The 12,387-nt window shown below is 55.4% G+C and carries 12 protein-coding genes; 4 read left to right on the top strand and 8 right to left on the bottom strand.

The genetic code is table 11. The features are described from left to right. Nucleotides 1–113: 113 nt before the first annotated feature. Entirely contained in the window at nucleotides 114–1,529 is a 1,416-nt protein-coding gene (locus BLO97_RS28710; protein WP_092349510.1) for a class I SAM-dependent DNA methyltransferase, read from the bottom strand. A gap of 316 nt (nucleotides 1,530–1,845) precedes the next feature. Between BLO97_RS28710 and BLO97_RS28705 the strand changes: the two genes are divergently transcribed. The 3 genes from BLO97_RS28705 (at nucleotide 1,846) to BLO97_RS28700 (ending at nucleotide 4,836) form a co-directional block, all read left to right on the top strand. Next, a complete protein-coding gene (locus BLO97_RS28705) occupies nucleotides 1,846–2,766 on the top strand; it encodes an AbiJ-NTD4 domain-containing protein (RefSeq protein ID WP_092349508.1) in 921 nt (306 codons plus the stop codon). A gap of 640 nt (nucleotides 2,767–3,406) precedes the next feature. After that, nucleotides 3,407–3,664: a hypothetical protein gene (locus tag BLO97_RS31460; protein WP_139197742.1), complete on the top strand. Its 258-nt coding sequence runs from the start codon at nucleotides 3,407–3,409 to the stop codon at nucleotides 3,662–3,664. 218 nt (nucleotides 3,665–3,882) lie between these two features. Then, the gene (locus tag BLO97_RS28700; protein WP_256572453.1) at nucleotides 3,883–4,836 is read left to right on the top strand and encodes an HNH endonuclease; all 954 of its coding nucleotides are present in this window, start codon (nucleotides 3,883–3,885) and stop codon (nucleotides 4,834–4,836) included. A gap of 192 nt (nucleotides 4,837–5,028) precedes the next feature. Here the strand turns inward: BLO97_RS28700 and BLO97_RS28695 are convergent, their stop codons facing one another. The 7 genes from BLO97_RS28695 to BLO97_RS28665 all read right to left on the bottom strand — a co-directional run bounded on the left by BLO97_RS28695 (nucleotide 5,029) and on the right by BLO97_RS28665 (nucleotide 11,305). Beyond that, the gene (locus BLO97_RS28695) at nucleotides 5,029–5,553 is read right to left on the bottom strand and encodes a type II toxin-antitoxin system VapC family toxin (RefSeq protein WP_072347243.1); all 525 of its coding nucleotides are present in this window, start codon (nucleotides 5,551–5,553) and stop codon (nucleotides 5,029–5,031) included. A gap of 1 nt (nucleotide 5,554) precedes the next feature. Further along, complete coding sequence (locus BLO97_RS28690; RefSeq protein WP_256572450.1) at nucleotides 5,555–6,256, bottom strand: hypothetical protein; 702 nt, start codon at nucleotides 6,254–6,256, stop codon at nucleotides 5,555–5,557. 154 nt (nucleotides 6,257–6,410) lie between these two features. Next, the gene (locus tag BLO97_RS28685; protein WP_092349502.1) at nucleotides 6,411–7,028 is read right to left on the bottom strand and encodes a hypothetical protein; all 618 of its coding nucleotides are present in this window, start codon (nucleotides 7,026–7,028) and stop codon (nucleotides 6,411–6,413) included. Further along, complete coding sequence (locus tag BLO97_RS28680; protein ID WP_092150306.1) at nucleotides 7,025–7,597, bottom strand: RNA polymerase sigma factor; 573 nt, start codon at nucleotides 7,595–7,597, stop codon at nucleotides 7,025–7,027. Before BLO97_RS28680 ends, BLO97_RS28685 begins: the two co-directional genes overlap by 4 nt. A 175-nt stretch (nucleotides 7,598–7,772) precedes the next feature. Further along, nucleotides 7,773–9,443, bottom strand: coding sequence for a vWA domain-containing protein (locus BLO97_RS28675; RefSeq protein ID WP_092225633.1), 1,671 nt, complete (start codon nucleotides 9,441–9,443; stop codon nucleotides 7,773–7,775). A 175-nt stretch (nucleotides 9,444–9,618) separates the two neighbouring features. Continuing rightward, on the bottom strand, nucleotides 9,619–10,200 hold the full coding sequence (locus BLO97_RS28670; protein ID WP_092150273.1) for a hypothetical protein: 582 nt from the start codon (nucleotides 10,198–10,200) through the stop codon (nucleotides 9,619–9,621). 103 nt (nucleotides 10,201–10,303) lie between these two features. Continuing rightward, on the bottom strand, nucleotides 10,304–11,305 hold the full coding sequence (locus BLO97_RS28665) for a zinc-dependent alcohol dehydrogenase family protein (protein ID WP_092349499.1): 1,002 nt from the start codon (nucleotides 11,303–11,305) through the stop codon (nucleotides 10,304–10,306). 107 nt (nucleotides 11,306–11,412) lie between these two features. Here BLO97_RS28665 and BLO97_RS28660 point away from each other — a divergent pair, with 107 nt between their 5' ends. Continuing rightward, nucleotides 11,413–12,369, top strand: a complete 957-nt coding sequence (locus BLO97_RS28660) for a LysR family transcriptional regulator (protein ID WP_256572447.1) — start codon at nucleotides 11,413–11,415, stop codon at nucleotides 12,367–12,369. The last annotated feature ends 18 nt before the right edge of the window (nucleotides 12,370–12,387 follow it).

Raw genomic sequence — 12,387 nt, 5'->3', positions numbered from 1 at the left:
TGGTGTCTGTGCTTCGCTGTTTAGGTCGAATAAGGTGGCAAAGGTTTGTGTTGCAGTAGGAGTGTAGTCAACAAAAAAGCGACTGCTCGTTCGAGCGAGGACTCTTGCAGGCGTCATTCTTCTACCTCGACAGACTCTGCGAGCTCTTCCTCAACAGCTTCGATTTCAGAGAGGGCCGAGCGGAGATGCCCAAGAATGGCAGCAGATATATCCTCCAGCTCGGTCAGTCCTTCTTCAGCTCCGACCTTGTCGTCACTAAGCCAGGAAATATCGAGATTATCGTTGCGTTTGGCGATTTCTTCTCGGGTAAAACGACGAAAACACCCATTTATCCCCTGATCCTTACGGGAGGATTTACCATAAGGATCGTCTCCAAAGTTTATTATGAAATCTTCAAAGTGCTTTTGTTCTAGAGGTGAAGTTTTGCCAAACCTTGGCATGCTTGCACGCATATCATATATCCAAACATCCTTAGTGCCTCTCTCTGCCTCTTTTGTCTTTGAGAAAAATAAAACGTTTGTCTTCACCCCAGCAGCGTAAAAGATGCCCGTTGGCAAACGCAAAATAGTATGGAGATTGCAAACCTCCATAAGATTTTTTCTAACCGCTCGCCCTACACCGCCCTCAAAGAGTATATTATCCGGAAGAACAACTGCGGATCGCCCCCCCTCCTTAAGCCCTAGATAAATATGCTGTAAAAAAGCAAGTTGCTTATTACAATTTGGAAATGGAATATCCTTGCGCAAGGAGCGTTTACTTCCTGCTTTACTGCCAAAGGGTGGATTAGCAAGTATTAGGTCGGCAGCCTCTAGAGCACTCGCATCGTCGGTAAGAGCATCGCCATATATAATTTGCGCATCCAAACCATGCAAGAACGTGTTCATAAGACAAATACGACGTGTATTCTTTTCTATTTCCACGCCTTGATATTTTGGTGGGTTGGCCTTGTATTGTTTCTTAGTAGCCGCACGCCTAATAAATTCATCGGCGGCGACCAAAAATCCGCCACTTCCTATAGATGGATCTTGAATCAGCTCGCCCACTTTTGGTTGCGTCAGTCTTACAATTACTTCTACCAGGGGGCGCGGCGTAAAATATTGACCGGCTCCCGAACGAGTATCTTGAGCGCTTTTATCAATTAGTCCACTGTAAATATCACCAAACCCATCCTGATCAACTTGATGCCAATCGATTTTTGATATTCCACTGATAACTGCTTTAAGATTTGCGGAATGTGAAAACACTGTCGTAGGGAAAGCATATATCGCTCTCACCACTTCGTTACCTGCTGCTGCCCCCAAATGAGTAAGCATCTCCTGATAGAACCCCAACAGATCCTCTTCGCCATGAGAGTCTAAGTCAGCCCATCGGAACCCTTCGGGAATTAGCTCCTCAGAACCGTTTTCCTGAGCGATCTTCAGAAATAATAAATAGCTCAACTCTGCGATATATTGGTAATAGGTTATCCCATCGCCCCGTAAAATATTACAAAGGCTCCAAATTTTTTGAACAACATTGTTTTGCTTCATTTGGGTCCCAGGAGGCTCAGGTTAGGACGATAACGTTCGTCTGTGTAGTAGGTCTTTCCTTAGTGTGCCACATCGCAGAGCGATTTTATGATAAGTCATTTGGTACGGGAGAGCGCGACTGTGGCAATGAAGGATGCCTGTCTCGCTGTCAGCGTCGTTCGCGAATGGCATTTTTAACTCGAAAACCATCGTTTTCCTTCGATCAGGGCCGATTTATGGACACTCAGGAAAAAATTGATGCTTCTCCATCGCCCGTCTTTCGGGTGTCATCAACACCAAAGCGCCCATTTTCGCTTCAAAAGAAGGAGTAGAGCCAATGGAAAATTACTTTAGCAATAGAGAGCATGGCCCAAAACCGAGGACCGAAACCGAAATCACCCCGCAGGTTTGGGGAGGCATTATCGCCGTTGTCAGGGGCTTGGTGAACAGCGGAGCATTTGGGTCATCGTTCCCCGTATGTTGCTATGACGGTCCAGCGGTAATTGGCACGGATGAAGTCAGCTTTGGGGCGGCGGTAAAAAGTCACATGCCAGGCCTTGGTTGGCCCCTCCAAGCGTCCATTCCTGGGGAACACTCTTGGATGGAAGCCGAGCCATACGCGCCACCATATTTGCTTGTGCTCGATTTCCTGGAATTTTTGTGGTTCCACGTTGCGAAACCCATACTAGGATTGCATCACAACCATTTTCAACACCACCATCTGACGTTTGATGAGAGTGTCGGACGAATCGAGCTCCGCGACCAGATTAACCTTATCTTTGCGCGCAACGGTGTTGCCTATGAACTCAATCCACACGGGCAAATAGTACGATTGTTACCGGTGATTATCAGTGATGCGTTGCTACAGCCTATGTTACGAACCGGTGACCAGACCCTAGACGTTATGCTTGAGGAAGCACGGATCAAGTTTTCGGCCCCCGACCCGTTGAAACGACGAGAGGCATTGGAGCGTTTATGGGATTGCTTCGAACGCATTAAAAGCTTGGCGCATGCTTCAGACAAGAAAAAATCTATCCAAATAATCCTGGAGCAAACAGCCCCTGATATTCCATTTAGATCGGTGCTAGATACCGAAGCGTCCCAGCTGACGTTGATCGGCAATGGGTACCTCATTCGACATCACGAGCTAAAACAGATTCCCGTCGTCGATGTGGATCATGTCGACTATCTCTTTCACCGTATGTTCGCTCTTATCCAGCTACTGGTGCGTAAGAATGCGCCCCGGCAGAAACCGTGAGTCTGCATTGGGAGGCGTCCCATTGTCCTGTGCAATTCTCAAGGTGATATATAACTGATTCCCGTACATCTCTTTAGCTTCCCAACATCTGAGTAACTCTCCCTTCGCAGCATGCAAAGACGGGGTCTTGGTCAGAGTGGCGCTACATTAGTTTGGGGTTCAAATCACTTCTTTCTGGAGGATGTACCACAGATTTTACTTTTGAGCTGACATCAGCGTTACACCGATAGGCCTTTGGTACGTGACGTGTACATGCATTCCTTGAAAGATGCTACAAGAAAATTAATAAATTAATTCAAAGACTTAATAACACCTGTTATACGAGTGACACCTGCTATACCGTTTTTTAGGGGATATCCGAACGAGATCCCCGCCCCCCCTATTTTTAATGCCATCAGCGACTAAACGCATCGCTCCGTTTTCGAAACGGCACTATGTTGGTGCCCCGAAAACACTCTGGGGTTCCTGAGACTTTCACTCAATACGGGTCGGAAACCCACGAGCTCAGGTGGCTGACCGAAGAAAAAATCGGTTAACCGTTAGTGCCGGGGTCTCTGAGTAACGGCTCTCGACACGGGCCGAGTAATCCGCACGATCTTATTAGCGGAAAGGTGCCCAGCTTAGTGAACAGGTGAACTTGGTGAACTGCGGTTCACCCGTGCATCTGCCCTATAGCTTTGGAGGTAGTCGGCGCCCCTGGGCAATTGCGGTTGGTGCGGAGCAGAAAACCCGCGCGTTCGTGTTAGGGGCTGGATTTTTTAAGTTAATTGACAGGTTGACGGAGTTAATTCGGTTGACCAACGCCAAGCGTGCGTTATCAGCAACACAAAAGGGCATCATTATCGACACGGTAACGATGCCTCTTTTTCTTCAAGATCCTTTCAATTTCAACGTTTGAAATTTTCAGTAAGCTGCGTAGCCTATCGCTAACACGATGTCGCGGGTTTCCGACCCCGTATGCATAAGAATCTCTCAGGGGCCCCAGCAATATTTGGTCGCTCCAGCGTTCCCTGAAGCAACAATCTCAGGCTGACCTATCGTCAAATCGCTATCGACAGGAAGCGCTGGAAACTATTTGTGCTTCCACCATCACCGCCTTCTACACGGTATTCACCTATGGATAGTTCTCCTCAAAAACGCGCCTTCCGAACGGTCGAAAGCATCGAAGCTGAGAAAGTCACTCGTGGAATGCTCAAGCCTTTTTTGGAAGGCATCGGTTTCAATGGTGTGAGTGATGTACGTAAAGGTCATTCTCAACTTCTTTCCGCCACCACACCTGATGGTAAGACATTCACCGCCCGTGTTCGCTTGTGTTGGCGGTGGGAAGACCAGCCTGAGAAATACTCTGCGGCACAATTACGAGCACGGCTAAGCGATGGTGATTGGGACAAGACAATTGCCGAAATCGTTGATCGCGAAGCGCCTCAAGGTGTGACCCACGCACTTTTGGTCCAGCGCTATGAATCAGCTATCAAATTCGCGGCCCTAATCCCTGTAAACGCCATAACTGGAATTATCAACGGACAAAGAGATGTAAGCGCGAAGCTAATCGCTGAAGGGAAGCTAGGGCGCCTCAAAAAGAACCATGCGGTAAATGGAGATTGTCCAACCATGTGGCTGATGGATGATCGTTATGACGAGGCATACAAGGTTGCCGACGTTTTATGGAATTGGCCTGAGGTGGAGGACCTGGCTCGACGGCAGGGCTCCGATGGTTTCGAAACAGCGACCAACGACACCTTTCACGATCTACCGGGTATCGATCTATCGCTCTTGGGTCGTGATGAAACCTTACGTTTCCAGGTGACCGTTTCCAGAGTTGCTCGGGATCCGAAGGTCCGAAAAGCGGTCATAGATCGTTGCGGTGCGCGTTGTGAACGGCCGGGTTGCGGAGCAAGTCGCTCGTATACTGGCTTTCTGGACGTCCACCATATACTGGGCGTTGAAGTCAGTGATCGAGTTTCAAACTGCGTTGCACTGTGTCCAAATTGCCATAGGGATGCACATTTCTCGGCGGATAGAGAAAGCTTGAACGACTCATTGCTCGTGGTCGCACGGCATCGACGCTAGTAGCCGTTGCATGCATCAGCAATTGTCAGCGTGTATGCCTAACCGAAACACAACCAACTAAACCCTTACAGAATGTGGTCCGCAGAGCTGAGTTCAAACGACGCCTGGGCACCATCTTCAGAATCAAAAGCCCCAGGTCGCAAGACCTGGGGCTTTTTTGTGGGCGCTGGTTTTGTCAGCGCTCAGGAGCTATCAGTGGTCCAGCTTGACCTCCAGTTGCTCAGGAGCAGGCTCAATATTCCCCAAGGATTTCGTAACCAACCCGCATTTCTGGGCCTTAGAATAAAGACCCGCGTCATGAGTCCAGATCTCATCGGCATTGGTTGCCAAAGCAATGGAAATGATCTGACGATCAAACCGCAACTTGGCTTTGGTAGCAGCAGGATCAAGCACCTTCAACTCGTTATCATCGACCATACGGGCACATTCGACCGCCGCAATCTGGTCAAACGATACGATCTCAAAACACGAAAGGCCGTTTATGACATCCAGATGGCTCTGGTGAAAATTTCGATCGACACCAACCAAATACTCAGCCAACGCAGGTGTTGGGATCAGCACCGTTCCACCTCTGGCATCGACCAGTTCGATTAGGGCTTCAGCCCTAGCCTCCGCCCGATCAACATTATGACCAGTGGCAGGATCAACCAGAACGATACCGTCCTTTGCATTTCCCAAGGCTTGAACGAGGACATTGGTATCGAGAACTATGCGCACCTCATCCCCTTAAGTTCTGGATCGTTCCATGAGGATCATCCATCTCGCTCCACGTGATGCCACCGAGTTCCTTTAGCTGGGTCACCGCACTGCGCAACGAGGTTTTTTCAAGTTTTTCATAGGATTGAATGAACATTTTGCGCAGCCGCCAACCGCCATGCGGCCGACTTTCCCATTCTCCCTTGCCATGAACGCGAACGTACTTGAACAGAAGCTTGCCCAACTGTTCAGCCAGTGCTGTATCGGCTTCACAAAGAAGAGTTTCGCCACCCGCGCCCTCAAGCCGGACAGGAACCGTCTCATCCTTCCCACCAACGACATACAGGCGCCCCTGTACGCTGCCTTGTTTGATGATGACCATGGGAGGAGGAGCGGTCTTTGCTTTGGGAAACTGGAGAATGTTCGCATCATCCGCTGCCTGAAGGACGCCATCTACTCGATCTTGCTCCATCAGCGCGGATAGCTGCACGTAGGCTTTTCTCGCGCGCTTAGGTCCAATCCCCTGAGCGGCCTCCCGCACCCTGTTCAAGACGTGTGGGTACGTCTCGTCTTCCACCCACGTATTCAGGCAGACACAACCTTCGGTGACAGAGTCAAAATGAACATGATCTTGGGAGCCGAAAAGCTCAGCGAGCTCACACAGATAATCCGTCAAGCGAGCCATGGAGAGCTTGCTTGGGTCGGTTCCGTCGAGTTCGAGCATCAGCTTTTTCATGCTGGCGAGTATAGTTCCGCTCAAGTGTTCCTGCTATGGCTGCATTTGTAACCCGATACCGAGCATCAACCGCCTGAAAAGTGACCCTTCACTTTTTGGATCGGAAACGTTAATGCCCAGGGCTTTTGTAAGCGCTGATCACTCAACGCTTGCGCAACGCCTCCAACCGCGCCGGCAAGTCCTCCTCGGGAAAGCGCTTGTGCAATGCCAGCAGCTTTTCATCAGCAGCCTTGCTCTCACCCGCCTCGCGCAAAAGCAGGATTTCCATCAGGCCCTGCTCCAGCGATGGCAGTGCAGCCGGCGCCGATTTGCTCATTTTCGCCGCAGGCTTTTCCGCCAACGATTGCATCGGACTTGCCGGGGCTTGGGCCAGTTCGCCCTGGGGCGCCATGCGGATAATCGGGGCGGGGGCGGGCATGGCCGGCGGCGGTGCAGCGGCAACGGCAGGCGCTTGCCGATCGGCGGAAAACTCCATCGAGGCGGGTGAGGACAGTTCGTCGTGGGGCACGGGCGAGCGCAGCACCAGGCCGATCATCAGCGCCACGCCGGCGATCGTGGCGAATGCCATTTGCCAGCGCGGCCGTTGACAGGCTTGCAACCAACGTTGCCACAAGCTCGGTGCAGGCGTCGGGGCTTCGCGGTGGGCGGTGGCCAGGATGAAAGCGTCCAGGGAAGCTGGCGGCTCGCCGCTGGTGTGTTGGCGGAAATGCTCGATCAGCACTTCGTCGTTCGGATCCGGGGTGTGTTTGGAGTCGATCATGCGGGTACCTCCTCGGCCAGCAGCCGATGCAACTTCTGCTGGGCGTAACGCAAGCGGCTCTTGACCGTTTCCAGTGGGGCGCCGGTCAAGGCAGCAATCTGTGGCAATTCCAGGTCGCCGTGCAGGCGCAGCAGGAAGACTTCTCGCTGATCCTCGGGCAAGGCCTGCAACGCCGCATCGAGACGCGCCTGGTCGCGGCTCAGGCTCAGCTGCTGCTCAGGGCCGCTGGTGTCGTCGGGCTGGACGTGAAGCTGCTCGTCGTAGCTGTCGTGCAACGGATTGTGGACACCCTGCTTGCGCCAGTGGTCGATCAAACGGTTGCGGGCAATCTGGAACAGCCAGGTGCGAAAACTCGCCCGGCCTTGTGGCTGGGTGGTGCTGCGAATCAGACTGAGCCAAGTGTCCTGGAAGACTTCCTCGGCCAGTTCGGCCTTGTTGCTCAAGGACACGAGGAAACGGTAGAGCCCTTGCCGATGGCGGGCGTACAGGACTTCGAAAGAAGCCCCATCGCCGTTGCGGTAGCGGGCCAGCAGCGATTCGTCGCTGGGAGAATCAAGCGCAGCGGACATGTGGGTGACGAACTCCTTTCCGGTCATTGCAGCACAATCCTGGCAGACAACAAGGGAATACTGTGGGAGAGAGCCTGCTCGCGATGGCGTCGGATCAGTCAATGATGATGCTGATCAATCCACCGCTATCGCGAGCTGGCTCGCTCCCACATTTTGGTCCTCGTTGTGCTCGGGATCAGCGCTTGGCCGCAGGCTCGAGGCTCTGGGCAAGCTCCACCAACTGCACAAACTCGGCACGCAGCCCAAACGGATCATCGCCGCGGGCCGAACGGGCCAATTGCGCAGTGTCCTTCAAGCTCATCGTCCCAGTATAACGCCCGTCCCCCTTGAGCTGCTGGGCGAAGGCCGCCACGGCGGCGGAGAAACGCAGGTCATCGCTAGGCTTGTCGTCGTTCTGCACGCCAGCAATCGGATGCTCGATCAATCGACTGCTACCGCCCTCAGCGGGTTTGTAGCGTACGCGCAACATCGCCAATTCGCCTGATTTCCCCTCCGACTGGGGCGTGCTGGCATAGCGCAGCGGCTCCAACCAGCCCGGTTGGCCCTTCGGGACAATTTCATACAAGGCCGTCACCGTATGCCCGGCACCTATCTCGCCCGCGTCGACCTTGTCGTTGTTGAAATCCTCACGCTTGAGCGCACGGTTCTCATAACCGAGCAGGCGATACTCGCTGACCCGGGCAGGGTTGAATTCCACCTGCAACTTCACATCCCGCGCCACCACCGCCAGGGTGGAGCTGAGCTGGTCGACCAAGACTTTACGCGCCTCGAGCAGGTTGTCGATGTAGGCGTAGTTACCGTCACCAGCATCGGCCAATTGCTCCATCAGGTGTTCGTTGTAGTTATCCACACCGAAGCCCAGCGTCGTCAGGGAGACGCCGCTTTTACGCTGGTCCACCGCCATCTGCTTGAGGCTGTCGAAATCACTGACGCCAACGTTGAAGTCGCCATCGGTGGCCAGCAGGATGCGGTTGATGCCTTTGTCGATGAAGCTCTCCCGCGCCATCTGGTAGGCCAGTTCGATACCCGAGGCGCCCGCGGTGGAACCACCGGCGTCGAGTTGATCGATGGCGTTGCGGATTGTCACCTTGTCGCGCCCCGAGGTGGGCTTGAGCACCACCCGGGATTCACCGGCATAGACCACCAGGGATACCCGATCCTGATCGCGCAATTGATCCACCAGCAGTTTCAGCGTGCTCTTGACCAGCGGCAGGCCTTCGCGACGGTCCATGGAGCCGGAAACGTCCACCAGGAAGACCAGGTTGGCCGGCGCCAGATCCGCCACGGCGCGGTCGCTGGCCTTGATGCCGATGCGCAGCAAACGGGTGTGGGGGTTCCACGGTGAGGGGGCGACTTCGGTCGTCACACCGAAGGGTGAACCGTCGCTGGGCAGGGCATAGTGGTAAGGGAAATAGTTGACCATTTCCTCCAGCCGAACAGCCCCTTCGGGCGGCAGGCTGCCTTGATTGAGGAAACGTCGCACATTGGCATAACTTCCGGTGTCGACATCCACGCTGAAGGTCGAGACCGGCGTTTCGGCGACGCTATGGATGGGGTTGTCCGGCAGTTTTGCGTACTGCTCGCGCGGTTCGGTGCGGTAATCCCCGGCGATGGCATCGTTCGCCATACTAGGGGCGGGCATTGATGCCGGGGCGACCATGCGCTTGGCCATGGGTTGGCGCACGTAGGCGATCTCGCCTTGCGGTACAACGCTGGGTGCCACAGGCACCGGTTCGGATGGCTTGGCAGCCTCCCGGGAAGACAACCCACAACCGGCCAACGCCACCAGCAAAGTCACGGCGAAGCCTTGGGCAGCAGGACGCATAAAGGGAAGTGGACGGAACATGGGCTGAACCTCGTGAATGAATGATTCGTACACAAGCTCAGACGCAAGGCACACGAGGTTCGGGTTAACGATCAGGTTTTTTTTTGGCACGCTGGAAAAACCGGGCTGGCCCCCTCAAGGTGGCCAGGCCGTTACCGCGATCGGACCAATCGCCAGCACGTTGCAGCAGGCATCGTTAGCGGGACGGAATGCCCCGCAGATCATCGGCGATGAATCCGCTCAAATGGCCGGTGTAATAGTCTTCGACATCGGAGTTGCCTTTGTTCGTCAGGGCGCCCGCGATGCCTCTCATGGCCTCGAGCTGCCCGATCGCCCCACCCGGCATCAGCCCCTGGCGGGCCTGGGCAAAGTGCAGCACTTCGACACCGGCCTTCTTCACCTTGACCTGATAATTGAAATCGACACTGGCCAGGTACGTACCGTCGGCGACGATTTTGTTCATGAAACCACCTTGAGTGTCTTGGATACGGCGCGCATAGACGGCGTTGACGTCCAGCAGATAATCAGCGGTTTCCTTGCTGGAGGCATAGCGATTGCCGTCGAGCAGGCGGACGATCAGGTCGGTGTGCAACTGGTCACGGACTTTTTCGTCGGGCAGGAAACGTTCGTTTTTGCCGACGACTTCAACGTTGAACGTGTCGATCCAATAGGTGGCGGTCTCGGGGATCGCCACCGGCGCAGGGGAAATGTAGTAGTCGGGCTTGGAAGCGCAACCGGCCATAAGGCAGAGGGCCAGCAACAGGGTAAAAACTCGCATGTTTGAATTCGTCCTTGAGAGGTAGCGGCATAATGGCGGCTGCATTCTACGGGGTTTGTATGAGCGCTCAAGTTGTTTGGCCCTGACGGAGTGCGGTCCCGTCTCACTCAATCCCAATGTCCACGACCGTTTTCCCCGCCCCACGCCCCTCGGCTACCTGCGCAAAGGCCTCATTGACTTGCTCCAGGCCAAACCGGCGCTGATCCAGCTTGATCCGCAGTTGCCCTGACTCAACCAGAGCGGCGGCCTCCCGCAAGATCTGACCATGATGCTCGCGCCCCTTGCCGGTCAGCAGCGGCATCAACGTAAACACCCCGGAATAGCTCGCCCCCCGAAACGACAGCGGCGCGAGGCTGTGTTGGCCCCAGCCGAGGCAACTGAGCACATGGCCGGTGTAGGTCTTTACCGCGTTGAAGGACGCATCCAGGGTCGGGCCGCCAACGGTGTCGTAGACAATGTCGAAGCCTTCGCCATCGGTGTACTGGCGCACGTAGCTGTCGGTGTCCTGGGTCCGGTAGTCGATGGCTGACGCGCCCAGTTCGCGGATGAAAGCCTGGCTGTCGGCCGAGCCCGTGGCGTAGACCTCGGCGCCACGGGCCTTGGCGATTTGCACGGCCATTTGACCGACGCCGCCCGCCCCGCCATGAATCAACCCCTGTTGCCCGGCCCGAACGTTGGCGCGATCGACCAAGCCTTCCCAGGCCGTAATGAATGCCAGCGGCAAGGCGGCCGCTTCGCGCATGCTCAGTGAGCGAGGCTTGGGCGCAATCAGGCGGGCATCGACCGCGATGTATTCGGCCAGCGCGCCTTGGGCCCCGCCGATCCCGCCGGCCATGCCGAACACCTCGTCGCCAGGCGCGAAGTCATTCACGCCCTCTCCCCGTTCAACCACCATCCCGGCCAGGTCGATTCCCAATACGGCGGGCAGCGGCTGACGTGCGTGGGCCCCGCCTCCCGCCGCGATCTTGGTGTCCAGCGGGTTGATTCCGGCGGCATGCACCTTGATCAATACCTGGCCTTTGCCGGGAATGGGCCGGGAAATGGAACGGACAATCAGCGCAGCCTGAGCGGTTTCGGCAACGGCGGCGGACATGATGTTGTTCATGACGGTAAACCTCCAATGAGTGGGCAGGTTCATAGTGCGAGGGAAGACGCATTCCGATAAGTGAGCAACAATGGATAGGATTTATTCCAGGCAGAGGCTAAATCCAGATGGATCTGTTCGACGCAATGCAGGTGTTCGTGCGGGTGGTGGAGCGCGGCTCGTTTTCGGCCGTCGCCAGGGAACTGAACCTGGGCCAACCGGCGGTGAGCAAGCAGATCCGCGCGTTGGAGCAACACCTCGGCGGGGCGCTGTTTGCCCGCAGCACCCGCCAGCTCGCGCTGACCGACCAGGGGCAGCGCTTCTACGCCGAGAGCAAGGACATACTCGCCAGCGTGGACGCCGCACGACTCAGTTTCGCCAGTGGGCAGGAACAGATCGCCGGCCTTCTGCGCGTGGCGGCGCCCGTCAGTTTCGGCCGATTGTGTATTGCGCCCCTGGTGGGCGAGTTCCTGGCCCTTCACCCACAGCTTCGTATCGACTTGAGGTTAAGTGATCAGAACGAAGATGTGCTGAAGGAAAACATCGACCTTGCGATTCGCATCGGCGCGGTGAAAAACGAAGGACTGGTGGCGGTTTCCCTCGGCGACAGCCCGCGCCGGGTGTATGCCTCCCCCGCCTATCTGCAACAGCACGGCACGCCCCTCGCACCGGCTGACCTGGCCGGCCATAACTGTTTGGCTTTTACACTGCTGGAGCATTATGACGTCTGGCGGTTCGACCAGGATGGCCGACAGCACAGCGTAACGATCAAGGGCAACGTCACCTGCAACAGCAGCGAGGCGATCCGGGAAATGGTGCTGTCGGGCCTGGGCGTTTCGCTTTCACCGCAGTGGTTGTTCGCTGCCGATGTTCGCCAGGGTACCGTCTGCCCCCTGCTGGCCGATTACCAGCCACTGGCACTGCCCATCAGCGCCGTGTTCAGTCAAGATCGACGCCGCTCGGCACGGACTCGTGCTTTTGTGGATTTTTTGCGTGGGCGTCTTAGAACGACCGGTAGCCAAATAATCGTAAGCGTCGGTGATGGCGACGCTGGAGCTCCAAGCACTAACCTTGCCAGGCATTGACTGCTCATAAAGGCCTAA

Source organism: Pseudomonas sp. NFACC05-1 (assembly GCF_900100135.1).
Taxonomy (GTDB): domain Bacteria; phylum Pseudomonadota; class Gammaproteobacteria; order Pseudomonadales; family Pseudomonadaceae; genus Aquipseudomonas; species Aquipseudomonas fluorescens_Q.
The sequence above is the reverse complement of the archived record's forward strand: the minus strand, read 5'-3'. Positions and strand labels throughout refer to the sequence as shown.

Coding starts and splice junctions, on each gene's coding strand:
- BLO97_RS28680 (WP_092150306.1), bottom strand. CDS start 7,597: ATGTCCGCTGCGCTTGATTCTCCCAGCGACGAATCGCTGCTGGCCCGC.
- BLO97_RS28670 (WP_092150273.1), bottom strand. CDS start 10,200: ATGCGAGTTTTTACCCTGTTGCTGGCCCTCTGCCTTATGGCCGGTTGC.
- BLO97_RS28690 (WP_256572450.1), bottom strand. CDS start 6,256: ATGCTCGAACTCGACGGAACCGACCCAAGCAAGCTCTCCATGGCTCGC.
- BLO97_RS28665 (WP_092349499.1), bottom strand. CDS start 11,305: ATGAACAACATCATGTCCGCCGCCGTTGCCGAAACCGCTCAGGCTGCG.
- BLO97_RS28675 (WP_092225633.1), bottom strand. CDS start 9,443: ATGTTCCGTCCACTTCCCTTTATGCGTCCTGCTGCCCAAGGCTTCGCC.
- BLO97_RS28710 (WP_092349510.1), bottom strand. CDS start 1,529: ATGAAGCAAAACAATGTTGTTCAAAAAATTTGGAGCCTTTGTAATATT.
- BLO97_RS28685 (WP_092349502.1), bottom strand. CDS start 7,028: ATGATCGACTCCAAACACACCCCGGATCCGAACGACGAAGTGCTGATC.
- BLO97_RS28705 (WP_092349508.1), top strand. CDS start 1,846: ATGGAAAATTACTTTAGCAATAGAGAGCATGGCCCAAAACCGAGGACC.
- BLO97_RS28700 (WP_256572453.1), top strand. CDS start 3,883: ATGGATAGTTCTCCTCAAAAACGCGCCTTCCGAACGGTCGAAAGCATC.
- BLO97_RS28660 (WP_256572447.1), top strand. CDS start 11,413: ATGGATCTGTTCGACGCAATGCAGGTGTTCGTGCGGGTGGTGGAGCGC.